A 24,097-nucleotide genomic window follows, 5' to 3' on the forward strand; every position below is an offset into this window, starting at 1 on the left:
GAGCTGACACCGGCTCAAGCAATGCGGTGTCAGGTACCGACCCCAATGGAGTGACGGACCGTCCGGAGGTCAGCCCATAGCCTCGGCCGGGCGGCGGAACATCCGGGTCGCGGTCACCGCGCCCTGGATGTCGGCGTCGTCCGGGTCGGGCACCGGCAGGCCGGGGCGCAGGTGCTCCTCGACCGAGATGTACTTGAGCCCGGCCCGCAGGTCGGCGTCGTTCCGCAGCCGGATGATCAGCGGGAACTCGGCCAGCGCGTTGGCGTCCAGCAGGCCGGTGGTGTAGATCAGTTGGACCCCGAGCGCGGAGGCGACGGCGCGCTGCAGCTCGATCAGGTACGTGGCGTTGGCGCGGCCGATCGGGTTGTCCAGGAACAGCGTGCCCGCGTGCGCCAACCGGGCCTGGCCACGGTCGTTGGCGCGCAGCGCGGCCATGGTGCAGTACAGCGCGATGGCGGCGGTCAGCAGTTGGCCGCCGGAGAAGACGTCGGACATCTGGCTGACCGACACCCGTTCGGCGCGCAGCACCGCGTCCGGTTTGAGGATCTCCACCGAGACCCCCTTGGGCTCCACCGCCGCGTGCACCCCGCGCAGCAGCAGCGACATGCCGTCGCGGCGGCCCCAGTCGCTGGCACCGGCCGCGGCGCCGGGGCGGCGGACGGCGGCGCGGGTGGCCTCGTCGATGACCGTGCCGAGGCGCTCGGTGAGCACCGAGTGGTCCGGGTCCTCGAAGCGGATCCGGAGGAACTCCTGCCCGGACCACTCCCCCAGGCCCTCGGGCAGCCGGGAGAGGCGCTGGGCCGCGCGCAGCGTCGCCAGCGAGCTCTCGACCAGGCCGCGGAGCCGGTCCACGATGCTGTCGCGGTTGCGTTCCAGCTGCTCCAACTCGTCGCTGAGGACCCGCAGTCGGGGGGCGAAGGCGACCGCCCAGGCCGCCGCGTGGTCCGGCAGCGCGGACGCGGGCAGCTCGCGGATCTGCTGCCGGGCCGGGGTGCGGACGGCCTCGTAGCGGGTGGAGTTGGCGTGCCGGACCAGGGCGTCCGAGGTGTCCCGGACGGCGAGGTCGGCGGCGCCGAGGTCGGCGCCCGCTGCGCGCAGGGTGCGCCGGGTCTCGGCCGCGGCCTGACGGGCCTCCGCCAGGCTGCCGGGGTAGGGGGCCGGGGCCTCCTCCTCGCCCTCGGCGACCGCGCCCGGCTCGCGCAGGCCGTCGCGGAGCTGGGCCGCCGTCTCGTCGAACTCGGCGGCGGCGTGCTGGGTGCCCTCCAGGGAGCGTTGCAGCTCGCCGTGGACGGACCGGCTGGCGGCCAGCAGGTCGGTGTGCCGGGCGAGTTCGGCGGTGGCGGCGCGCAGCAGGGACTGGGCCTGCCCGGTGTCGGCCGGGACCAGCTCCGCGGGCAGCTCGGTGTGGGCGTCACCGGTGGCCGGGGCGCTGCGCTCGGCCTCGCCGCGGAGCCGGCCCAGGTGCTCGCTGGCCGTCGAGGCGCGGCCCTCGATGGTCTGCACCAGATCCTCGGCGCGCGCGGCGGCGGCCTGGCGGGCCGGGCCGTCCGAGCCGTCGGGGCTGGTCAGCAGCTCCTCGGCGCGGGTGCGGACCTTGTTGGTGAGCCGGTCGAGCTCGGTCCTGGCGGCGGACTCGTCGCCCTCGGCGCGGGCCTGCTCGGCGCGCAGGTCGGCGCCGACCCCGACCTGTTCGTAGAGCTGGGAGGCGGCCCGGTGCGCCTCGCGCAGCGCGGCGAGCGAGGCCGGGCGGCCGTCCTGGCCCGTGCCGGGACCGGCCGGATCGCCCGGCCCGGCGAGGTCGTCCGGATCGTCCGGGTCGCCCTCGGAGCCGGGCAGTTCGGCCCGCTCGGCGCGCAGCGCCCGGACCGTGCGGCGGGCGTCGTCGGCGGCGCGCTGGGCCGCCCGGCGGTCCTGCTCGGCGGCGAGGGCCCGTTCGGTGCACTGCTGCTGGCCCTGCTCGGCCTCGGCGGTCTCCTCGGTCAGCTCGCGGAGCCGTCCGGTCCAGGTGGCGCGCTCACGCAGCCGGAAGGCGAGACCGGCCAGGGCGTCCGCGCGGCGGCGGGCCTGCTGGGCGGCCTCGCCGCGCTCGTCCCGCAGCCGGGAGGCGTCGCTGTGCTCGGCTTCGGCCTCCAGCTGCTCCGCGCGGGCGGCGGCCAGCTCGGTGGTGGCCAGCTCCAGCGCCGTCCCGGCGGCCTCGGCCTCGGCCGCGAGCGCGGCCAGCATGCCTTCCGGGCAGCGGGTCCGCCAGGACGCCAGCCGCCCGGCGGCCAGCCGGTCCGCGCCGAGCCGGGCGGCCAGGGCGCGGATCTGCTCGTCCCTGGCGGTGGCCCGGTCGCGGAGCTGCCGGCGCTCCTCGTCGGCGGCGTTCTCGTCGTGCATGGCCGGGTTCGGCGGCACCAGGAACAGGTCCTGCGAGGTCTGCGGGCCCGACGGCATCGGGCCGAGCAGCGCGGCGGCCGTCCCGACCGCGACCGCGGAGCGGGGCAGCAGCGCGGCGGCGGCGAGGACCTCGCGGGCCCGCTGGAGCGCGGCCGGGTCGGTGACGATGACGCCGTCGACCAGCTGCGGGCGGGCGTCCAGGATCCGCTCGTGGTCGACCGGGTCGACCGACTGCGCCAGGTAGCGCCAGCCGGGCAGCGCCGGGACGCCGTGCTCGCCCAGGTACTCGACCGTGGCCAGCACGTCCGGGCCCGGCGGCAGCAGGCCGCCGTCGCCGAGGGCGGCCAGCACCCGGGCGTCGGCGGCGGCGGCGGTGCGCAGCTCGAACAGGGTGCGTTCGGCGGCGGCGACCGAGTCGTCCAGCAGTTCGCGCAGCGCGTCGGCGGCGCGGTCCAGTGCCTCCGGGCCCAGCTCGCCGGGCTGGACGCCGAGCAGTTCGGCGACCCGGGGCTCGGCCGCGAGCCGGGCCGCGCCGTCCTGTTCGCCGGTCAGGTGGGTCTCGGCGGCGGCGAGCGCGTCGCTGGCGCGGGCGGCGGCCAGCTCGGCACGGTTGGCCCGGACGGCGGCCTCGCGGGCACGGGCCGCGGTGCGCTCGGCGGCGGTGCGGGCCTGCTCGAAGCCGGCCGTGGCGTCCTTCTCGGCGTCGGCGGCGTCCAGCGCGGCGCGGGCCGGGTCGACCGCGTCGCCCTGATCGGTCACCGCGGTCGGGGCGGCGCTGCCGGAGTCGATCCAGCCGGAGCGGACCGCGGCCTGGGTCTCCTGCTCGACCTCGGCGAGGCGCTGGCGCAGGTGCTCGGTCTCGCTGCGGGCCTTCTGCGCGGCGGTGGTGGCCCCGGTCGCGTCGCGGCGGGCGGCCTCGCCCTCGGCCTGCAGCGCGTAGGCGCGCTGCTCCTCTCGGTCGGCCTGCGCCTCGGCGGCGTCGGCGGCCGTGTCCAGCGCGCCGACCAGCGCACGGGCGGCGCGGGTCCGGGCCGCCAGGGCGGGCGCGGCGTCCCGCTCGGCCTCGCGGATCGCCGCGGAGACCCGGGCCGCCCGGTCGGCCGCGGAGCGGTGACGCAGCACCAGTTCGCTTGCCTGCCAGGCGGAGTGGAGCGTGCGGGCGTCCAGCAGCTCCTTGCGCAGGGCAGCGGCGGCGCCGGTGGCGGCGGCCAGTGCCAGGCTGGCGTGACGGTACGTCAACTCGGCGGTGATCAGCGACTGCCGGGTCCTGGCGTCCTCGGCCTCGGCGACGGCGGCTCCTGCCTCGGCGACCTGGGCGGCCAGTTCCCGGGAGCGGTCGCGCTCCTCGGCAGCGCGGGCGGTCAGGGTGCGGGCCAGGCGGCGGGTGCGGCGCTCGGCGGAGCGGTGCGTCTCCCGGACCGACTCGCGGGCGGCGGCGGCCTCGGCGATCCGCCGGAGCAGATCCAGCGAACCGGCGGTGAAGTCGCGTTCGGCGGTCAGCTCGGCGCGGCGGCCGAGCTTGTTGGCGAAGCCGTGGACCAGGTCGGCCAGCCCGTCGGTGTCCCGGGTGTCGGTGACCGCGCGCAGCAGCAGATCGGTGAAGTCGGCGTCGTTGCGGACCGCGAAGAGGCCCGCGGCCTCGCCCTCGTCGGCGTTCATCTCGCGCTGGTAGCGGAAGAGTTCGGGGTCCAGGCCGAGGCTGCCGAGATGCTCGATCCAGCGGTCGTGGCCCTCCTCCCAGGTGAGGTCGAGGGCCGGTTCGATCTTCCCGGCCTCGGTGAGGGCGTCGCGGAAGCCCTTCATGGTGCGGCGGCGGCCACGGGCGTAAGGGGTGCGGCGCGCAGCGTCTCCGGCGAGGGTGGCGGCGGGCGACGGGTCGGCCGGCGCCTCGGTGCCGGGGGCCGGGAGCAGGGCGGTGCGCTCGGCGACCGGGAGGCCGTCCAGGCTGAGGCCGGGGCCCGGTCGGAAGGAGTACCAGGCCTCGGCGAACTTGCGCGGGTCGGTGGACACCTGGCGCCCGCGCCACTCGCTGACCTTGCCGACCACCACGGTCTCGCCGGTGAGGGTGTGCTGCCATTCCAGCGCGACGTGCCCGCAGTCGTCGGCGAGCAGGAACTTGCGCAGCACGCCGGAGCTGGCGCCGCCGAGGGTGTTCCGGTGGCCCGGCAGCATCACCGAGAAGATCAGCTTGAGCAGCACCGACTTGCCGCCGCCGTTCTCCAGGAACAGCACGCCCGCCGGGGCCGGACGGCGCGGCGGGCCGGTCTGCTCCTCGTCGAAGAAGCCGGGCTGGGTCGGCGCGGGCTCGGGGACCGGGTCGCCGACGCCGCTCAGGTCGAGCACGGTGTCGGCGTACCGGGCACCGGCAGGGCCGATGGAGTACAGGCGGACCCGGTTCAGCTCGTACATGGGGCGTCAGATCTCCGTGCTCGATGTGCTCGAAAAGAAGGGCAGGCCGGCGTCCGCGACCAGTTCCTCGGTGGGGTCCGGCGGGAGCAGGGTGGCGCTGCCGTCGCTGACCGGGACCACGCCGAGCGCGAGCAGCTCGCCCATCGCGGCGCTGCCGGCCAGGTCGCGGACCTGGAGCTGGTAGCGGGCGGTGGTGCGGAAGGTGCCGCCGGAGTCGTCCGAGGTCTTCTGCAGGAAGCCGGAGTCGACCAGGAAGGCGGTGGCCTTGCCGACGATCCCGATGGTCGAGCCGGCCAGCCGGCGGGCGTCCTTGGTGGCCCCGGTGGCGCTGCGGCGCGCGTACACCCGCCAGGCGGCCTCCAGGCCGGGGGCGTCGCTGACCGGGTCGGTGTTGGCGCCCTCGGCGTCGGCCTGCTCCTCCAGCCGGCGGCAGACCTGGCGGACGAAGGTGTCCACGCCGTTGACGGTGATCCGGCCGAGGTAGCCGTCGTCGGCGAGGTCCTCCGGGCGGGGGAAGGCGAGCGCGGCGACGGCGAGGTGGGCCAGGCCGTGCAGGAAGCGGTCGGTGGACTCGGACGCGGCGCGGCGGGAGTAGTCGCCGAGGCGGACCGCGAAGACCGAGTCCTCGGCGGCGGCGACGGCCATCCCGGCCCGGGGCGAGACCTCCAGCACGATCAGGCCGAGGCCGGTGGCGACGGCGTCGGCGAGCCGGGAGAAGGCCGGGTCGTCGCGGTAGCGGCGGACCAGCTCGCCGTACTCGGCGTCACGGGCCGGGAGCAGCTTCGGCTGCAGGCCGAAGGAGACCAGCCGGGACGCGTCGGCGACGTCCGCCGGGGTGACGGCGGCGGGGGCGGGCGTCTCGTCGTAGGTGGTCACGGGCGGTGCTCCTGGTAGTACTCGGCGGTACGGCGGGCCGGGGTCATGCGACCTCCGCCCGGTCGGCGGCCATCGCGGCGGCGTCGAGCAGGGCGCTGCCGACGACCAGGTCGGCGCCGCCGAACTCGGGGTCGTCGAGGCGGGTGCCGTCGTCGATGGCGAACAGCAGCCGCTCCTCGCCCTGCCGGTAGGCGGTGCCGACCGAGGGGCTGGCCGCGTGCACGGCCAGCAGCGCGACCAGGTACGGCAGTTCGGGATCGCGGCGGCGGGCCTCGGCGAGCAGCCCGGAGAGCCGGCGCGGGGCGTCCGGCGGGAGGTCCAGCAGGTCGTGGGCGGCGTCGAGCTGGGCCTCGGAGAAGCGGCTGTCGTCCGGGGTGTCCATCAGGTCCGGCTCGGGCAGTTCCGCGCCCAGGTGCTCGCGCTCGACCGGCGGCGTGAACAGCACCTCGACCAGGTCGGCGACCCGGACCGAGACCGGGGTGCGCAGCCCTGTGGCGGAGCCGAAGAAGGCGTCGGTGGCCCGGGTGGCCTGCTCCAGCGGCAGCCGCAGCAGCGGCGCGAGCAGCTGCCCGTACAGGTCGAGGCCGCTGCGGGCGGTCGGCGCGGCGAAGGCCTGCCGGTCCTGCTCGGCGCGGAACAGCGGGCCCGCCTCCAGCAGCCGGGTCTGCAACTGGGTGTGGCGGCGGATGCAGTCCTTGACGATGTCGACCAGCTCGGCGGCCCGGCGCTTGTGCTCAGGGTCCTCCGATTCGTCGCGGGCCCGGCGGATGTTGGTGAGGATGGCGTTCTCGTGCCGGTACCGGTCGGCGATGTGGTCCAGCGCCTCGGCGATCAGATCCGGGACGGTCTCCATCCAGTCCACCGCGCGGACGTTGCGGCGGGTCGCCTCCAGCGCGCGGCGCAGCGTCTCGGCGAACTGGACCGTGCGGTAGCGGGCCTGCTCGGCGGCGAGTTGGGCGTCGGCCAGGCGGCCCCGGTTGATCAGCACCTCCAGTTTGACCTCGGCCGCGATCTGGGCGCTGGTGACGTCCGTGTCCAGCGCGCCGACCAGGACGTTCACCGCTTCGTCGGTGGTGCGCAGGTAGACGCCGCCGTCCGACCCCGGCACCTCCTCGATCAGCTTGAAGTCGTAGTCGCGGCGGACGTAGGAGCCGTCCGTGGCGAAGGTGCCGTAGACGGCGCGGAAGCCGCGGTCCGCGCTGCCGACGTTGATCAGCGACTCCAGCACCCAGCGGGCGACCCGCTCGTGCTCGGTCCACGGCCGCTGCGGAGCCTGCGCGGCGACCCTCGGCTGGAGCCGGGCCAGCACCTGGTCCCGGTCGGCGCCGGTGTCGAAGTCCATCTGCAGGGTGACCAGGTCGATCGCGGACAGCGCGACCTCCGCCATGCCGTAGACGGCGTACTCGCCCGCGAGGTTGGCCTTGCGGCTGTCCAGGTCGTGCAGCGGCGCGGTGCAGGCGAGCGCGCGCAGCCGCCGGGCCAGCCCCTCGTCGGCGGCGGGCCCCGGCGCCGGGCGACTGGTGTCGGCGGTCGTGGTCATGGACCAAAGATTAGGGGGTGGCACTGACAAGCTCCCAAACGCCACAGAATGCGGCTAATTGTGTGACCTTGCACACCCGAGGACCCCTCTGGGATCTTGGAGTATGGCGACGATCGATCTCAACGCGGACCTCGGCGAGGGCTTCGGACGCTGGACACTCACCGACGACGAGGCCCTGCTCGGGGTGGTGACCAGCGCGAACGTCGCCTGCGGCTTTCACGCCGGGGACCCTTCGACGATGCGGCGGGTGTGCGAACTCGCCGCCGCCCGCGGGGTGCGGATCGGCGCCCAGGTTTCCTACCGGGACCTGGCCGGGTTCGGCCGCCGCTCGATGGAGGTTCCGCGGTCCGAACTGGCGGACGAGATCGCTTACCAGCTCGGCGCGTTGGACGGATTCGCCCGCGCCGCGGGGGCGGCGGTCGGCTATCTGAAGCCGCACGGCGCGCTCTACAACCGGGTGGTGCGGGACGAGCAGCAGGCCGCCGCGGTGGTGGACGCGGTGCTGGCGTACCAGCGGGGGTCCGGGCGGGCGTTGCCGGTGCTGGGCCTGCCGGGGTCGGCGCTGCTCGCGGCGGCGGAGGCGGCCGGACTGCCGGTGGTGACCGAGGCGTTCGCGGACCGGGCGTACACGGCGGTGGGGACGCTGCTGCCGCGGACCGAGCCGGGGGCGGTGCTGCACGACCCGGAGCTGGTGGTCGAGCGGGCCGTGCGGATCGCCAGGGACGGCGAGGTGGTCGCGGTGGACGGCTCGGTGGTGCCGGTCCGGGCGCAGTCGCTGTGCCTGCACGGCGACACCCCGGGCGCGGCGGCGCTGGCCCTGCGGGTGCGGGCGGCGCTGGTCGCGGCGGGGGTCGGCGTACGGGCCTTCGGATGAGCGGGGGGCCGTGGGGCGGGGCGGAGCCGGGGGCGTCGCGCGGCGGGGTGGAGCCAGGGGTGCGGGTGCGTCCGGCGGGGCTCGGGGCGCTGCTTCTTGAGGTGGACGGGGACGCGGAAGTCGCCTGGCTGCACTCGGAGTTGATCAAGTGTCAGGGCGACGGTCAGCTCGACCCTGAGGTGGAGCTGGTCCCGGCGGCGCGGACCGTGCTGCTGGACCGGCTGGAGCGGCCGGACCGGGTGGCGGCGATGGTCCGGGGCTGGCGGCCGGAGGCCCTGCCGACGGCGGACGGGCCGCTGGTCGAGGTGCCGACCGTGTACGACGGGGCGGACCTGGCGAAGGTCGCGCGGCGGTGGGAGGTCTCCGTCGAGGCGGCGGTGCGGATTCACACGGGGTGCGAGTACCGGGTCGCGTTCTGCGGCTTCGCGCCGGGCTTCGCCTATCTGACCGGCCTGCCCGAGCGCTACGCGGTCCCGCGCCGGGACACGCCGCGGACCAGGGTCCCGGCCGGGTCGGTGGCCCTGGCCGGCAGCTACACCGGCGTGTACCCGGGACCGTCGCCGGGTGGCTGGCAGTTGCTCGGCCGCAGTGAGCTGCCGCTCTGGGAGCCAGCACGGGACCCCGCGGCGCTGCTCGTCCCGGGCACCCGGGTCCGTTTCACCCGAACGGAGGAGTCGGCGGGCCCGGTCGCCCTGCGCGGGAGCGGTCACCCGACGGACGACCCGGCCGCCGACGCCGAGACCGGCGGCGGGCGGGTACCGGGGGCCGAGGTGGAGCCGGGGGCCGGGACGGTGCGGGCGGGCGGGACGGTGCGGACCGAGGTGGTGCCGGAGGCCGAGGTGCGGGGAACCGAGATGCCGGAAGCCGAGGTGGCACCGCGAACCGAGGCGCAGGTGACCGGGATGCCCGGGGCCGGGACCCCGCGGGCGGTCGAGGTGGTGCGGGCCGGGCCGTTGACGACGGTGCAGGACGGGGGGCGGGTCGGGGTGGCCGCGCTGGGGGTGCCGCGCGGCGGGGCGTTGGACCCGGTGGCGCTTCGACTGGCGAATTTGCTGGTCGGCAATGACCCGGGCGCGGCCGTGCTGGAGACCACGCTCGGCGGCGTCGCGCTGCGGGCGCTGACGCCGCTGGTCGCGGCGGTGCTGGGAGCGCCCGCGCCGGTACGGGTGGACGGCCGGGCCGCCGCCTGGGGCGCCCCGGTGCGGGTCCCGGCCGGGGCGGTGCTTGAGGTCGGCGCGGTGACCGCCGGGGTCCGCTGCTATCTGGCGCTCAGCGGCGGGGTGGACCTGCCCCGGGTGCTCGGCAGCCGCTCCGCGGACCTGCTGTCGGGGCTCGGCCCCGCCCCGCTGACGGCGGGTCAGCGGCTGCCGCTGGGGGCGGCCGCAGGGCCGCCCCGCGGCCTGGACCTGCTGCCGCTGCCGGCCCCGCCGCGGGAGCTGGTGCTGCGGCTGGACCCGGGGCCGCGCGAGGACTGGTTCGGCCCCGACGCGCTGCTGCGGCTGGCGACGGCCCGGTACACGGTCGCCCCGGCGAGCAACCGGGTCGGGCTGCGGCTGCACGGCCCCGCGCTCGAACGGCTGCCCGACCGCGGGGAGTTGCCGAGCGAGGGGATGGTGCTGGGCGCGGTCCAGATCCCGCCGGACGGGCTGCCGGTGGTGTTCCTGGCCGACCACCCCACCACCGGGGGATACCCGGTGGTGGGGGTCGTCCGGGTGGACGACCTGCGGGCTGCCGCGCAGGCGCCGCCGGGAACGTCCGTTCGATTTGTTCGCTCATACAGGTGAACATATGCACGAGTGCAGGACAACGGGTCACCCGGCGAGCAGACTGCTGACCGTCATCGGGTTCCGGCGAGGAGGGAGCGTCCCGCGATGGGTGAGGTAATGCTGGCCGTCGGCACGGCCAAGGGTCTGTTCCTCGGGCGCAGCGAGGACCGCCGCTCCTGGAGCTGGACCGGCCCGCACTTCGTGATGCAGGGCGTCTACTCGGTGGCGATCGACCGCCGCGGCGGCCTGCCGCGGATCCTGGTGGGCGCGGACAGCAGCCACTGGGGTCCCTCGGTGTTCCACTCCGACGACCTGGGCGCCAGCTGGCAGGAGCCCAAGCAGCCCGCCGTGCGCTTCCCCGAGTCCACCGGCGCCTCGCTCGAACGGGTGTGGCAGCTGCAGCCCGCGGGCCCGCAGGAGCCCGCCGTGGTCTACGCGGGCACCGAGCCCGCCGCGCTGTTCCGGTCGACCGACGGCGGCGAGTCCTTCGCCCTGCTGGAAAGCCTGTGGGAGCACCCGCAGCGCAAGGACTGGGGCGCCGGGTTCGGCGGCCAGGGGATGCACACCATCCTGGTCGACCCGGCCGATCCCGCGCTGCTCACGGTGGCCGTCTCCACCGGCGGCGTCTACCGCTCCGCCGACGCGGGCGCGAGCTGGTCGGCGTCGAACACCGGGGTGGAGGCGCGGTTCCAGCCGGACCGCTACCCGGAGTTCGGGCAGTGCGTGCACAAGATCGCGGCGGACGCCGGTGATCCGTCCCGGCTCTACCTGCAGAACCACGGCGGCGTCTACCGCAGCGACGACGCCGGGGCGAGCTGGTCGCCGATCGACGCGGGGCTGCCCGCCGACTTCGGGTTCGCGGTCGCGGCGCACCCGCGCCGTCCCGGTACCGCCTATGTCTTCCCGCTGGTCGCCGACTACGAGCGGCTGCCCCCGGAGCACCGCTGCCGGGTCTACCGCACCGAGGACGCGGGCGAGACCTGGCAGCCGCTTGCCACCGGGCTGCCGCAGCAGGCGCATTACGGCGTGGTCCTGCGGGACGCGCTGAGCCTGGACGACGCCGACCCGGCCGGGGTCTACTTCGGCAACCGCAACGGCGAGGTCTACGGCAGCGCGGACGAGGGCGAGACCTGGCAGTTGCTCAAGGAGCACCTGCCCGATGTGCTCTGCGTACGCGCGGCCCTGATCAGCTGACAGATCGTCAGCTGACAGCTCGGAGGGCGCCGTGCTCCGGCACGGCGGTGAGGGCGCGGAGCGCCGCCTCGGTGCGGGCCGCGGCCTCCCGGTCGAGCAGCTCGGAGTTGCGGCGGCGGGCCTCGGCGGCGGCCAGCCGCAGCAGGTCCGGCAGCAGGTCGGTGCAGCGCTCCACCACCCAGCCGGTGCCCTTGGTGGCCATCCACCAGGCCTGGGCGGTCCGGCTCGGGGCGGCGCCGGTCGGCGCGGGGTCGGGGGCCAGTCCGGACGCGACTCCCCGGGCGGCCAGCTGGGCGTGGAACTCCCGGGCCAGCGCCCGATGGCCGCGCTCGCTCGGGTGCAGCCGGTCCACGCTCCACATCCGCGGGTCGTCCACCCAGTCGCAGTCGGCCACGTGCACATGGACGCCGGGATAGCGCTCACCGAGGACGTGCACCACCTCGTTCACGCCGCGCATCCGGCGGGCCAGCGGACGGGCCAGCGGCCGGGGCAGCCCCAGCATCCGGCCCGGGTCCGGCAGGCAGGCGGTGAGCAGCAGGGCGCCGTCCGCCGCGAGCGCGCCCATGGTCGCGTCCAGGTTCCCGGCCACGGCGGCGATGTCGTAGCTGGCCCGCAGGGTGTCGTTGACGCCGACCAGCAGCGAGGCCAGTTGCGGCCGGTGCTCCAGTGCCTGCGGCAGCTGACGGTGCAGCACATCGGCGGTGCGGGCGCCGCTGACCGCCAGATTGCGTAGGTCGACGGCCTCCGCGAGCGGCGCCAGGCTGTCGGCGAGCAGCGCCGCCCAGCCGCGCCAGCCGCCGTCCGCGGCCGGGTCGCCCAGCCCCTCGGTGAGCGAGTCCCCCAGCGCGACCACCCGCAACGGCGTCATGACCCGACCCCGTCCGACATCCCGGCGGAGGACACCGCGCCAGCCGTCACCCCGGCGGCCGTCAGCGCGCCCCCGGCCGGCAGGCCTGAGGGTAGCGGCGGGTCCGCTGGCCCGGCCTCGGCGACGGTGCCAGGCACCCGGTGGGCGGCGAGGAAGCGGGTGACCGCGTGCTCCCAGCTGTAGCGTTCGGCCCGGCTCCGGGCCGCCGCGCGGCGTTCGGCCTCCGGGCGAGCCAGCAGCCGCTGCACGCCGTCGGCGAAGGCGGGGCCGTGGTCCGCGGCGGCCTCACCGGCCGGGCCGACCAGCCGCGGCAGCGCGCTGGAGGCGCTGACCACCACCGGGGTGCCGCTGGCCAACGCCTCCAGCGCGGCCAGGCCGAAGGTCTCGATCGGCCCCGGCGCGAGCACCACATCGGCGGCGGCCAGCAGTTCGGACAGCGCGGCCGGGGAGGCCAGATGCCCCACCAGCCGCACCGGCAGCCCTTCGACGCCCGCCCGCGCGGCCAGCCTGCTCCGCAGCGGCCCCTCCCCCGCGACCACCAGCACCGCGGGAACGCCCCGGCGGCGCAGTTCGGCCAGCGCGTCCAGGGCCCGTTCCGGCCGCTTCTCCGGCGACAGCCGTGAGCACATCACCAGCAGCACCTCGCCGGGCCCGGCGTAGTGGGCCCGGGTCGCCGCGTTCTGCCGGTGCGGGTGGAACCGGGCCAGGTCCACCCCCAGCGGCGCGTGCACCACATTGCGCGCGCCGACCCGGTGGAACTCGGCCGCGGCCCAGTCGGTGGTGCAGATCACCGCCTGGTAGTCCCGGGCGGTGGCCGCGTTCAGCCGGTCCGAGGCGCGTCGGGCCAGGGTCTCCGGCAGCCCCCAGGCACGCAGCAGGCCGTCCAGGCTCTCGTGCGAGACCATCGCGGCCGGGACGCCCCGCCGACGGGCCCAGTCGCCGGTCCAGCGCAGCGTGCTGCGGTCGGAGACCTCCAGCCGGTCCGGGTGGACCCGGGCCAGCACGTCGGCGACCCGCTGCCGGTCGAGCAGCACCCGGTAGCCGCCGGTGCCCGGCAGCAGCCGTCCGGGCAGGGTGATCACCCGGCCCTGCTCGGTCTCCCGGTCGTCGGCGGCGGGCCCCGGCACGATCAGCACCGGGTGGTGCCCGGCGTCCAGGTAGCCGGCGCCCAGGTGCCGCAGCGCGGTCCGCAGCCCGCCGGAGACCGGGGTGACGAAGTTCGCCACCCGTACGATCCGGAGCCTGTTCACGCGGCGGCACCCCCCGCGGCGGTTGCCGCGGCCGGTGCCGCGGCGCGGAGGAAGCGGTGCTCGGCCAGCACCTCGTGGTAGTGGTCGATCAGCTGGTCGCCGACCGACTCCCAGGTCCGTCCGGCCACGTCGGCGCGGGCGGCCTCGCCGTAGCGGGCCCGCGCCGCCGGATCGGCGGCCAGCGCGGACACCGCCTCGGTGACCGCGCGCACGCTCTTGGGCTGGACCAGCAGCCCGGTGCGGCGGTGCGCGACCAGGTCGAGCGGGCCGCCGACGGCCGGGCCGACCACGGCGACGCCGCTGGCCATGGCCTCCTGGATGGTCTGACAGAAGGTCTCCAGCGGCCCTGTGTGCACGAAGATGTCCAGCGAGGCGTACAGCGCCGCCAGCTCGTCCCCGGTCATCCGGCCCAGGAAGGCTGCGCCGGGCAGGGTCTGACGCAGCATCGGCTCGCTGGGGCCCTCGCCGACCAGCACCAGCCGCACCCCCGGCAGCGCGGCGACGCCGGCCAGCAGGTCCACCCGCTTCTCCGGGGCCAGCCGGCCGACGTAGCCGACCAGCACCTCGCCGCCGGGGGCCAACCGGCGGCGCAGTTCCTCGTCGCGGTGCGCGGGGTCGAACCGGACCGAGTCCACCCCGCGCCGCCACAGCCGCACCCGCGGCACGCCGTGGGCAGTGAGGTCCTGCGCGGCCGGGGTGGACGGGGCGAGCGTGCGCACCGCGGCGCAGTGCACGGTGCGGAGCCGGCGCCAGGCGGCGACCTCGCCCAGGCTGCTGCCGGCCCGGTAGGCGCGGGCGTAGCCGGCCAGGTCGGTCTGGTAGACGGCGACGGCCGGGATGCCGAGCCGGTCGGCGGCGGCCATGCCGCGCGCGCCGAGGACGAAGGGGCTGGCCAGGTGGACCACGTCCGGGCGGTGCCCGGCGATGACCTGCTCCAGCCTGCGGGTCGGCAGGGCCAGCCGGACCTGCGGGTACCCGGGCAGCGGCAGGGACGGCAGCCGGACCACCGGGCAGGGGTCGGGGACGGTCGGAGGGGCGGCCGATGCCGGTGCGACCACGAGCGGCTCATGGCCGCGTCGCACCAGGTGCTCAGCCGTGCGGAGGACGGAGTGGGCGACGCCGTTGATGTCCGGCGGGAAGGATTCGGTGACGATGGCGACACGCATGTCTGCGTTATGTCCCGCCCCGGAGTGCGTCCGACCACGGGGATCTTTCGCACGGACGAACGACTTCCGAACCCTGGTCTCCGGGCCTCGGAAGCGGTCGGCCCCGGCGGTCGGCCCCGGCGGTCGGCCCCGGCGGTCAGCCCGAGCTGAGCCGGCCCCGGACCGCGGCGTGCACCTCGGCCTCCTCGCCCGGATCCGCGGCCAGCCTGCGCAGCCGGTCCAGCACCTTGCCGTCGCCCTTGGTGAGCACATGCCGCGCGGCGAGCTCCCGGGTGGCCTCCTCGCAGTCCCAGAGGCATTCCACCGCCGCCCCGGTCGGGAAGCAGGGATCGGTCGCGGCCAGGCTCCTGGCGGCGCTGCCGCGCAGCTGCGAGCAGCTGGTCTCGGCGTAGATGTGCCGCAGCGCGGTCACCCCGGCGGCGGCCTCCAGCCGCCCGACGCCCTCGACCAGCACGGTCAGCCCGTCGCCCTCGGCACCGCGCTGGTAGACCCAGCGGTGTAGCGCGGCGACCACCAGCGGTGCGTCCTCGGCCGTGCCGACGCAGGCCAGCAGCCCGGCCGCGGCGTCCGCGAGGGCCCCGCCGCCGGTGTCGGCGGCCCAGCCCCTGGCCCTGGCCACGAAACGGAGGCTGCGCATCCGGGCCAGCGTCGCCAGGCCGAAGTCGGCGACCTGCCGGGAGAGGTCCTCGGCGGCGCGGCCGACCAGCTCGGGAGCCTGCTCGTGGTCGTGGTCGGCCAGGTGCCGCAGCGCGGCGCAGCGGGCGCCGTCCGGCCCCTCCGCGGCGGCGGCCAGCAGCAGCGGCAGGTCCTCGGGCCCGGCCACGGCGTCCAGGCAGCGGGCGGCGGCGACCGCTCTGCGCTCCACCGCCTCGGGCCCGCCGGCCGCGTCCGCCCAGGCCAGCACGGCTGCCGTGCTCCAGGCGGGGGCGTTGCTCGGCCGGTCGAGCTGGCGCTGCCAGAGGTCGAAGGGGGCCTGCTCGGTGGCGGCGGCGACCCGTGGGTGGGACTGCGCCCAGAGGTGCCAGGGCCGGGGCTCGTAGGCGTTGCGGACGGCCGCGCGCAGGGCGGCGTCGCCCTCGGGGCCGTCGGCGAAGCGGGCGAGCACCGGCTCGGCCAGCGCTTCCAGGCCGGCGTCGTCCTCGCGGACGGCCAGCTCGTCCAGGGCCCAGGCCCAGTTGCTGCCGGTGGCGGTGTAGCGGCGCAGCAGCAGCAGGGCGTCCCGCCGCCCGTAGCCGACCAGCCGGCCGAGCACGGCCAGGGTCAGGCCGGTGCGCGACTCCTCCTCGTCGAGCAGGTCCTCGACGTGGAAGAGGTGGTCCTCCAGGCCCTGGAGCGGAGCCTCCAGCTCCATGTAGAGGCGGGCGTAGTACAGGGACCGGTTCTCGACCTGCCAGTCGCGGCGTGGGTCGCTGGTGACGCACTCCTCGAGAGCGGCGAGAGCGTCGGAACGCTCGGCCGCCAGAGCGTGCAGGGTGCCGTCCCCCCGGCCCCGCTGAAGCAGGCCGAGAAGGGAGGCGCTGGGCGCTATCGCGGGCTCGAACATGAGGTCAGCATCCGTTGCGGCGGTCCTGGTGGCAAAGGGATTTCCGTGCTGGATTCCCACGAGGCTGGCGGTAATGCCGCCTCCGGGCGGATTCCGACCACCAGGAGGCACGGAATCGTACCGTTCACCTGGTGGTCAGCGCACCTCTGTCGTGCGCACCCGGCCGGACCACTCCCTACCCGCTGGTACCGCCGCCATTCAGATGATCTGCGGACGGGGCTGCTGCGGCATCGCCTTGCGGATCTCCGACCGCAGCTCACCGACCTCGGACAGCTGCTCGTAGCGCCCGCTGAGCCGGTACATCTCGCGCAGCCGGTCCCAGGTGCGGTGCGAGGACATCTCGCTGGTGGAGGTCAGCGCCAGCCTGGCGTACTTGCTCGCCTCCTCGGGCTTGTTCGCGATGTAGCAGGCGGAGGCCATCGACAGCCGGTCGAACAGCATCGAGCGCTCATGGCCGCCGGAGCGCAGGTCGAGCGCCTGCCGGGCGTGGAACTGGGCCAGCGGGGCGGCCGAGGGGTCGTGCTCGGCCAGGGTGCGGTAGGCCAGCGCCTCCATGCCGTGCAGGTCGGCCCGGTCGAAGAACTGGAGCCAGCCGGGGCCCGGGTCGCCGTTGTCCTGGGCGAAGAGGTCCTCGGCCTCGCCGAGGGTGCGCCGGGTGGCCTGCGACCGGCCCATCGAGGCCTGCGCCCAGGCCTCGACCGTGCGCAGCATCGCCCTGGTCCTGGGCAGGGTGTCCTCGCCGCTGCCGCTCTCGGCGCCGCGGAGCAGGTCGAGGGCGTCGGCCGGACGCCCGAGGTGGACCATCTGCCGGGCGGCGCGGGACAGCGCCTCGCCCGCCCTGGGCCGGTCGTCGGCCTCGCGGGCGGCGTGCGCGGCCATCACGAAGTACTTCTGCGCGGTCGGCTCCAGGCCCACGTCGTGGGACATCCAGCCGGCCAGCACCGAGAGGTTCGCGGCGACCGTCCAGAGCCGCCGGGCCAGCGCCGGGGAGTGCGGGTAGCCGAGCATCCCGCCCACCTCGTTCAGCTGGCCGACCACGGCCTTGCGCTGCAGGCCGCCGCCCCGGGAGGCGTCCCAGGCCCGGAACACGTCCACCGAGTTCTCCAGCGCCTCGACCTCCTCCAGGCCGACCGGGCCCGGCTGGTAGGCGTCGGCGGCGGGCAGCGCGGCTGCGCCGGGGGCGCGCACGAACGCGCCGGAGGAGGTGCCGGGGCGGGCGGCCGAGACCGTCTCCCGGCTGGTCATCCAGTCGTGGAGCGGGCCGGCGATGGCCGCGCCCGCGACGAGGGCGGTGCTCGCGCCCATCAGTCCGCGTCGGTTGAGCATGAGGTCCATTCCCGTGAACTCGGTGAGGACCTCCGCGGTGCGCTCCGGTTCCCGGGACGGATCGTCGAGCGCACCCTTCGCGCCGCTGCCCGAGCCTGTGTGCCGGTGTCGCTGGAACCCGAGGTCCTCAGTGGTGACAACACGGCCGAGCCGCTCGGTGAACAGGGCGGCCAGCACCCTCGGCACGGGATCGCGCGGAACCTCTCCGCGCTCGATCCAGCGCCTCACCCGCGAGGTGTCGGTGGACAGCTGCTGCTGTCCCACCGCCGCGCCCCGCCGGTTGACCAGCCGCGCGAGCTCGCCCTTGGACCATCCGGTCAGGGCGAACAGGTCGGCGAATCGGGTGTTGGGTCCTCTGCTCACGTCAAGCCCCCAGGTTCCTCGGCGGTTTCGAGGCTAACCGCGCGTCATGTGCCAGGCGAGCATTCGCCAGGGTTCGCCAGGGTGCGCCAACTGATGCGCCATGAGCCATCGGGTGTCATGTAGGAAAGCGCCACCCCAACCTCGCTCTGATCTCGGGCTTGTTGCCTGAGGTCGGGCGGTCGGAAGGAGTGGCGCAAGGGGGTGGCGCGGGCTTCGGCGCAGGCCACGGACCACCCCGCACGACGCACTCCCCAGGGCGTGTCGTGCGGGAGTGAGCCAGTGGCGTGCGATCCGCGGTCCGCGCCCCCGGACCCGACAGCGGCGACGCGACGACGGCGACGCGACAGCAGGACGTGACAGCAGGAACGCGACACAGCACACGCGGTGGGCCACCCGGTCCGCCGGCGGCAGCCCGCCAGGAAGGGACCCGGATCCACCTATGTACTCTCCCTCGCTCTCCCCCGCCCCAGCAACGGCCTCCCGGGTCACCGCACCGCCGCGCCATCGCCCCGCCCTCGGCGCCGACCCGAGGACCCGCGAGCGCGACCCCTACGGCCAGCAGGCCCGCCCGCAGCAGCGCCCGGCCGTCCCAGCGGTCACCCGCCGGACCGCGCTGCCCCGCCCGGTCCCCGGCACCGCCGTGCCGCGGCTGGACAACCCGGCCGAGCAGTCGCCGGTGCTGCGCGCCGCGCTGGCCGGGATAGCGCGGATCTGTCCGGCGTTCGTCCCCCGGCAGCTGCTCCGCGAGGACGGCCGGCACGTCCTGGTGGCCGGCACCGCGGGCCGCACCCCGGTCGTGGCCAAGTGCCTGACCCCGACCCCGGCCGGACGCGAGGCCACCAGGGCCGGGCGGGACGCGGCCGAGCTGATGCGCCACGAGGTGGCGGCCTACCGGACCTTCGTCCGGCACCGCCCCCCGGCCCGGCTGCCCAAGCTGGTCGCCGCCGACAGCGACCGCTGCGTGCTGCTGATGGAACGGGTCCCCGGCCGCCCGGCCTCGCGTGAGCGGCACCCGGTCAACACCCCCTCGCCGGGCGAGGTCAGGGCGATCCTGGGCGCGGTGCGGTCGCTCAACCTGTGGCGTCCGCCCGCCGGTTCGTTCGCCGCACCGCTGGACTACCCGCGCGAGATCGCCCGCTACCACGCGCTGGGGCTGCTCACCGACCGGGACGCCAGCGACCTGCAGCACCTGCTGCACGGCCTGGCCCACAGCACCCCGCAGTTCTGCCACGGAGACGCGCTGCTCACCAATGTGCTGCTGGCCCCCTCCGGGCCGGTGCTGGTCGACTGGGAGCAGGCCGGCTGGTACCTCCCCGGCTACGACCTGGCGGTGCTGTGGACGGTGCTGTCCGGGGACACCGCGGCGCGGCGGCAGATCAGCCAGGTGGCGCAGTCCTCCGGCACGCTGCCACGGGACGCCTTCCTGGTGAACCTGATCCTGGTGCTGATGCGGGAGATCCGGCTGCACGACGTCCCCGGTGCGGGCGAGGAGCAGCGAATCCTGATCCGGCGGCTGCACGAGGACGCCTCCATGGCCCGCCGCGCGGTCCGCGCCGCGGTGGGCACCCGCTGACGGCCCGGGGCCCGGTCCCGGCGGTGGCCCGGCCCTGACGGTGGCTCAGCCTCCGGGCACGGGCGGCGGCGTCGGTCCGCCGCCGTGCCGCAGGGCGCGGCGGCCGGCCTCGGCGAGGAGGTCGTGTTCGCGCGGACCGTGGCCCCGGGCATGCAGGACGTCGCGGACGTGGCGCTCCAGCGGGTGCGCCCGGCTCAGCCCGGCGCTGCCGCTGAGCGCGACGGCCTGTTCCACCACGCCGACGGCCGCGCGGGTGGCGACGATCCGCGCGGCGCCGGTCCGCTCCGGAGCGCCCGGGTCGCCCCGGTCGATCCGTTCGGCCAGCGCCCGCAGCAGTTCCTCGGCGGTGAGCAGTTCCACCTCGATCCGGCCCAGCGCCGCGTGCAGTTGGCCCTCGGTCGGCGTCCGCCGCAGCGCGGCGACCGCCCAGTCCCTGGCCGCGCGGGCGACGCCGAGGTGCACCGCGGGCAGCGCCAGGTCGAGCCAGCCCGGGTCGAGCACCGGCGAGGGGACCGCCACCGCGTCGGAGCCGACCGGGACGCCGTCGAACAGCACGTCCTGGCTGGCGGTGGCGCGCAGACCGAGCTGCTCCCAGCCGGGCTCGACCTGCACCCCGGGGGCGTCGCCCTGGACCAGGAACAGGGCCGTGCCGGTGTCCCCGGCGCCCGCCGTCCCGGCGTCGTCGCCGACGAGCCGGGCGGTGACCACCATCCAGGCCAGCGCCTCCGCCCCGGCCACGGCCGGGGCGCGGCCGGTCAGCCGCCAGTCCGCGCCGTCCCGGCGGGCGGTGGCGCCCGGCTCCGCCGCGGGCCCGCCGTCCGCCTCCGGGCCGAGCACGCCGACCAGGGCAGGGCCGCGGACCGAGTCGGCCAGCAGGTCCGCGTACACCGGTTCCGGCCAGTAGGGGGCGCGGGCCTGCTGGGCGTGGGTGAGCAGGGTGAGCGCCCCGAGCTGGGCCACCGAGGGGTCGCCGCGGCCCAGCTCGCCGAGCACCCGGACGGTGTCGGCCAGGCCGCAGCCCGCGCCGCCGTACCGCTCGGCCACGGTCAGGGTGAGCAGCCCGGCCTCGTGCACCGCCTCGATGCCCTGGTACGGGAAGCAGGCGTCGCGGTCATGCTCCTCCGCACGGGCGGCGAGCAGGTCCACCACCCTGGGCAGCCGGGCGAAGGCGTCGGCCAGCAGGGGGTGTCGGGCGGCGGTGGTCATCGGGTCGGACGCACGGGGTGCACGGGGTGGGGCATGGACGGAATCTACGAAGCCGACGGCGCGGCCGTCAACAAAACGTCTACGCCCGGAACATCTCGGCGGGCAGAGGCTTCAGCAGCTTGTAGAGGTCGTCGGTGATCGGACGGTCCCAGGTGGCGACGGTCACCTGGATGCCGTCGCTGCGGCCGAACTGGACGCAGGACACCCGGCTCTCGGAGAGCTTGACCTTCTTCACGATCAGCAGGTCGTCGCCGAGCATCACCGGGAAGTCCTCGACGTCCACCACGCCGACCGGCTCGTCGTTGCCGATGGCCGCGAGCAGCTGCCGGACCTCGAACGGCACGCCGTCCTCCGGCTCCCGGGCCGGGGAGCCCTCGCAGAGGTTGCCGATCAGCATCGAGGGCCCGCGGCCCGCGAGCAGGTCGTAGCGCAGGAAGATCCCCTGGCAGCTGCCGTCCTCGGGGTCGGCGAGCAGGGCGGCTCCGAATTCGCCGGGCCAGTCGCCCGGGTCCATCGCGAGAACGTCGAAGTCCGGACCTGCCGGTGTGCCGGAACGGCGGCGGAGGAAAGCCATGGGGACATCGTACGTGGCGTGCGGGTGGCGGCGGACCGGGCCGGTCCGCACGCGATCGAGGCCGCCGCGGCGGTGCATTTCACGCCGCATGCCGCCGTTGGTTGACGGATTGACAGTTGACTCACCCATCACGTTCCGATTACGGTCGGCGACATGGGGAGATCAGTACAGCTTGTTCGCCACGGTCATGTCGACTTTCAGCGCGTGGGTTGCACCCGCCGTCCATGACGCTCACCGGTCGAGGTCAATTCCGCTGAGGCACACCGCTGAGTGCCCTGACGTTCATTGTCGGGCGATTTCCTATTCACCGAGCACGCCCATGGATCCACGGCACCGGCCGGACCGGCCCGTGCCGCTCCGTGGGCGGGTCCGTCCGTCTCGCCGCGTGGGGGTGTGCGAGACACGGACCGCGGGATGCGCCGCGTCGGCCCCGTGGGGGTGGTCGGCGCGGTGCATCCCTTCCCTCATCGCCGCCCGGAGCCGGGTCGGCGTGAAACAGTCGGCCGAGGACGGCTGCTGAGCAGCCGTCAGCCGAAGTCGAGGCAGGTCGGCGGGCTAGGTGAGGTCGAACTCGCCGTCGCGGGCGCCGAGCACGAAGGCCCGCCACTCCGCCGGGGTGAAGATCAACGCGGGGCCCTCCGGACTGCGGCCGTCCCGCATCGCGATGTATCCCTCGACAAAGGCGATCTGGACATCGCCCACGCCGTTGCTGCTGGACAGCCACTCCGCCCCGGCCAGGTCGAGTTGCGGCTTCTTTCCGTTCGCTGCCTCATCGAGCAGACTGCGCTGGGTGAGGACGCCGGCCCCCGCACTGTCACCAAAGAATGCGTCGCTTGCCACGTCGTGATCCTCCCGTCATCGTCCTGCCACTGTAACTTCCGGTGGCGGCGCGAGAGGAGGGCTTTGACGCGATCCACCCGCACGGATTCGCTTTCGCGTAGTCTCATTGGTTCGGGGGTTCACTGCCGACGAGCCACATCGCGAAGAACTGCGCGCCGCCCCCGTACGCGTGGCCGAGCGCCAATCGGGCTCCGTCGATCTGGTGTTCGCCCGCGAGCCCGCGCACCTGCAACGCGGCCTCGGCGAAGCGGATCATGCCGGAGGCCCCGATCGGGTTGCTGGACAGCACCCCGCCGGACGGGTTGACCGGCAGGTCGCCGTCCATCCCGGTGACCCCGGCCTCCACCAGTTTCCAGCCCTCGCCCTCGGCTGCGAAGCCCAGGTTCTCCAGCCACATCGGCTCGTACCAGGAGAACGGGACGTACATCTCGACCACGTCCAACTGCCGTCGCGGGTCCGCCACTCCGGCCTGCCGGTAGACGTCGGCGGCGCAGTCCCGGCCGGCCTGCGGGCTGACGTAGTCCTTGCCCGCGAAGATGGTGGGCTCGCTGCGCATGGCGCCGCCGTGCACCCAGGCCGGGCGGCGCGGGGCGCGGGCGGCCCCGCGGGCGTCGGTGAGCACCATGGCGCAGGCGCCGTCGGAGGAGGGGCAGGTCTCGGAGTAGCGGATCGGGTCCCAGAGCATCGGCGCGGCACGCACCCTCTCCAGGGTCAGCTCCCGTTCGTGCAGGTGGGCGTAGGGGTTCTTCAGGGCGTTGGTCCGGTCCTTGAAGGCGACCAGCGAGCCGATGTGGTCCGGCGCTCCGGTACGGCGCATGTAGGCGCGCACATGGGGCGCGAAGAAGCCGCCCGCGCCCGCGGTCAGCGGCGCCTGGAACGGGACCGGCAGCGAGAGGCCCCACATCGCGTTGGACTCCGACTGCTTCTCGAAGGCCACGGTCAGCACCGTGCCGTGCTCCCTGGCGGCGACCAGGTTGGCCGCCACCAGCGAGGTGGAGCCGCCGACCGAACCGGCGGTGTGCACCCGCAGCATCGGCTTGCCGACCGCGCCCAGCGCCTCGGCCAGGTACAGCTCCGGCATCATCACGCCCTCGAAGAAGTCCGGGGCCTTGCCGATCACCACCGCGTCGATGTCGGCCCAGCCCAGCTCGGCGTCCTCCAGCGCGCGAACGGCCGCCTCGCGGACCAGCCCGGCGATGGAGACGTCCTGACGGGCCGCCACATGGTGGGTCTGCCCGACGCCGACGACCGCGACCGGCTCCGCACCTCGGTTGCTGCTCACTCGGATCCCTCCAGAACGGCCACCAGGTTCTGCTGCAGGCAGGGCCCCGAGGTGGCGTGGGCCAGGGCCCGGTGCGACTCGCCGCGGTGGATCCGGGCGGCGGCCTCGCCGATCCGGATCAGTCCCGCGGCCATCACCGGGTTCGCGGCCAACGGGCCGCCGGACGGATTGACGTCGACCCCGTCGCCGAGGCCGAGCTCCCGACGCAGGATCAGTTCCTGCCCGGTGAACGGTGCGTGAAGTTCTGCCGTGTCCACGGGGGCGTCCAGGAGTCCGGCCCGTTCGGCGGCGGTCCTGGTCGACGGGGAGCGGGTGAGATCCCTCACACCGGGCTGGTGCGCCTCGATCCGGTGGTCGATGCCGCGGATCCAGGCCGGACGGGCGTGCAGCGCGCGGGCGGTGTCGCCGACCGCGAGGATCACCGCCGCCGCCCCGTCGCTGACCGGCGGGCAGTCGTGCCGCCGCAGCGGCCGCACCTCGTAGGGCGCCCGCAGCAGTTCCTCCGCGTCGGCGCTGCCGCGCAGCTGCGCGTGCGGGTTGGCCTCGGCCGCGCGCCGGGAGCGGACCGCGGTGTCGGCGAGCGCCCGTTCGTCGGTGAGCCCGGCGTCGATCAGCGCCTGGGTCTGCAGCGCGGCCAGCGCGACGGCGTCGGGCCAGAGCGGGGCCAGGGTGTAGGGGTCGAGCTGACGGGTCAGCACGTCCCGGACGCTGCCGGGGGAGGACTTCCCGTAGGAGTAGACCAGGGCGGTGTCGGCCTGCCCGGTGCGCAGCTTGACCCAGGCCTCGTAGAGCGCCCAGGCCCCGTCCATCTCCACATGGGACTCGGAGATCGGCGGCCAGGCGCCGACGCCGTCCAGGGTCATGGTGAAGGAGAAGGCGCGGCCGGCCAGGTAGTCGCTGCTGCCGGAGCAGGTGAAGCCGATCCGGTCGGTGGTCAGACCCGTCTGCTTGAGCACGTCGTGGAGCACCGGCAGCACCAGTTCCACTTCGGAGAGCCGGTCGGTGCTGCGGCGGTGGTTGGTCTGGGAGAAGGCGACGACGGCGACGTCGCGTGCGTCCTGGGGCATG

General features: G+C 75.5%; 17 protein-coding genes and 1 pseudogene. 5 read left to right on the forward strand and 13 right to left on the reverse strand.

Annotated elements, in window-relative coordinates:
* Positions 1 to 69: 69 nt before the first annotated feature.
* The 3 genes from ACEZDE_RS19575 to ACEZDE_RS19585 are packed head-to-tail and all read right to left on the reverse strand — an operon-like array spanning position 70 to position 7,204.
* The gene (locus tag ACEZDE_RS19575; protein WP_380537612.1) at positions 70 to 4,788 is read right to left on the reverse strand and encodes a hypothetical protein; all 4,719 of its coding nucleotides are present in this window, start codon (positions 4,786 to 4,788) and stop codon (positions 70 to 72) included.
* 6 nt (positions 4,789 to 4,794) lie between these two features.
* The gene (locus ACEZDE_RS19580; protein WP_380537613.1) at positions 4,795 to 5,664 is read right to left on the reverse strand and encodes a hypothetical protein; all 870 of its coding nucleotides are present in this window, start codon (positions 5,662 to 5,664) and stop codon (positions 4,795 to 4,797) included.
* A gap of 43 nt (positions 5,665 to 5,707) precedes the next feature.
* On the reverse strand, positions 5,708 to 7,204 hold the full coding sequence (locus ACEZDE_RS19585; protein ID WP_380537614.1) for a hypothetical protein: 1,497 nt from the start codon (positions 7,202 to 7,204) through the stop codon (positions 5,708 to 5,710).
* Between the two features lie 103 nt (positions 7,205 to 7,307).
* Here ACEZDE_RS19585 and ACEZDE_RS19590 point away from each other — a divergent pair, with 103 nt between their 5' ends.
* The 4 genes and pseudogenes from ACEZDE_RS19590 (at position 7,308) to ACEZDE_RS19605 (ending at position 11,038) form a co-directional block, all read left to right on the forward strand.
* The gene (locus ACEZDE_RS19590; protein ID WP_380537615.1) at positions 7,308 to 8,078 is read left to right on the forward strand and encodes a LamB/YcsF family protein; all 771 of its coding nucleotides are present in this window, start codon (positions 7,308 to 7,310) and stop codon (positions 8,076 to 8,078) included.
* Positions 8,075 to 8,701, forward strand: a pseudogene (locus ACEZDE_RS19595) (5-oxoprolinase subunit B family protein); the annotation flags it as partial. The gene ACEZDE_RS19590 and the pseudogene ACEZDE_RS19595, both read left to right, overlap by 4 nt.
* A 279-nt stretch (positions 8,702 to 8,980) precedes the next feature.
* A complete protein-coding gene (locus ACEZDE_RS19600; protein ID WP_380537745.1) occupies positions 8,981 to 9,862 on the forward strand; it encodes a 5-oxoprolinase subunit C family protein in 882 nt (293 codons plus the stop codon).
* 87 nt (positions 9,863 to 9,949) lie between these two features.
* On the forward strand, positions 9,950 to 11,038 hold the full coding sequence (locus ACEZDE_RS19605; RefSeq protein WP_380537616.1) for a WD40/YVTN/BNR-like repeat-containing protein: 1,089 nt from the start codon (positions 9,950 to 9,952) through the stop codon (positions 11,036 to 11,038).
* Positions 11,039 to 11,045: 7 nt separating this feature from the next.
* Here ACEZDE_RS19605 and ACEZDE_RS19610 read toward each other — a convergent pair whose 3' ends face one another.
* From ACEZDE_RS19610 to ACEZDE_RS19630, 5 genes are all read right to left on the reverse strand, one after another.
* Positions 11,046 to 11,906, reverse strand: a complete 861-nt coding sequence (locus ACEZDE_RS19610) for an SGNH/GDSL hydrolase family protein (RefSeq protein WP_380537617.1) — start codon at positions 11,904 to 11,906, stop codon at positions 11,046 to 11,048.
* Complete coding sequence (locus ACEZDE_RS19615; RefSeq protein ID WP_380537618.1) at positions 11,903 to 13,156, reverse strand: glycosyltransferase; 1,254 nt, start codon at positions 13,154 to 13,156, stop codon at positions 11,903 to 11,905. Before ACEZDE_RS19615 ends, ACEZDE_RS19610 begins: the two co-directional genes overlap by 4 nt.
* Positions 13,153 to 14,322, reverse strand: a complete 1,170-nt coding sequence (locus ACEZDE_RS19620; protein ID WP_380537619.1) for a glycosyltransferase family 4 protein — start codon at positions 14,320 to 14,322, stop codon at positions 13,153 to 13,155. The genes ACEZDE_RS19615 and ACEZDE_RS19620 overlap by 4 nt, the downstream gene beginning before the upstream one ends.
* A gap of 136 nt (positions 14,323 to 14,458) precedes the next feature.
* On the reverse strand, positions 14,459 to 15,865 hold the full coding sequence (locus tag ACEZDE_RS19625) for a HEAT repeat domain-containing protein (protein WP_380537620.1): 1,407 nt from the start codon (positions 15,863 to 15,865) through the stop codon (positions 14,459 to 14,461).
* 198 nt (positions 15,866 to 16,063) lie between these two features.
* On the reverse strand, positions 16,064 to 17,554 hold the full coding sequence (locus tag ACEZDE_RS19630) for a DNA-binding protein NsdB (RefSeq protein ID WP_380537621.1): 1,491 nt from the start codon (positions 17,552 to 17,554) through the stop codon (positions 16,064 to 16,066).
* Between the two features lie 439 nt (positions 17,555 to 17,993).
* Here ACEZDE_RS19630 and ACEZDE_RS19635 point away from each other — a divergent pair, with 439 nt between their 5' ends.
* Entirely contained in the window at positions 17,994 to 19,127 is a 1,134-nt protein-coding gene (locus tag ACEZDE_RS19635) for an aminoglycoside phosphotransferase family protein (RefSeq protein ID WP_380537622.1), read from the forward strand.
* 45 nt (positions 19,128 to 19,172) lie between these two features.
* Here the strand turns inward: ACEZDE_RS19635 and ACEZDE_RS19640 are convergent, their stop codons facing one another.
* The 5 genes from ACEZDE_RS19640 to ACEZDE_RS19660 form a co-directional block, all read right to left on the reverse strand.
* A complete protein-coding gene (locus ACEZDE_RS19640; RefSeq protein WP_380537623.1) occupies positions 19,173 to 20,333 on the reverse strand; it encodes an acyl-CoA dehydrogenase family protein in 1,161 nt (386 codons plus the stop codon).
* Positions 20,334 to 20,412: 79 nt separating this feature from the next.
* Positions 20,413 to 20,907, reverse strand: a complete 495-nt coding sequence (locus ACEZDE_RS19645) for a hypothetical protein (protein WP_380537624.1) — start codon at positions 20,905 to 20,907, stop codon at positions 20,413 to 20,415.
* 555 nt (positions 20,908 to 21,462) lie between these two features.
* Positions 21,463 to 21,687, reverse strand: a complete 225-nt coding sequence (locus tag ACEZDE_RS19650; RefSeq protein WP_380537747.1) for a DUF397 domain-containing protein — start codon at positions 21,685 to 21,687, stop codon at positions 21,463 to 21,465.
* A gap of 163 nt (positions 21,688 to 21,850) precedes the next feature.
* A complete protein-coding gene (locus ACEZDE_RS19655; RefSeq protein WP_380537625.1) occupies positions 21,851 to 23,029 on the reverse strand; it encodes a thiolase domain-containing protein in 1,179 nt (392 codons plus the stop codon).
* Entirely contained in the window at positions 23,026 to 24,096 is a 1,071-nt protein-coding gene (locus ACEZDE_RS19660) for a thiolase domain-containing protein (RefSeq protein WP_380537626.1), read from the reverse strand. Before ACEZDE_RS19660 ends, ACEZDE_RS19655 begins: the two co-directional genes overlap by 4 nt.
* Position 24,097 lies beyond the last annotated feature (1 nt).

It is taken from the genome of Streptacidiphilus cavernicola (assembly GCF_042510955.1).
Classification (GTDB): Bacteria; Actinomycetota; Actinomycetes; order Streptomycetales; family Streptomycetaceae; genus Streptacidiphilus; species Streptacidiphilus cavernicola.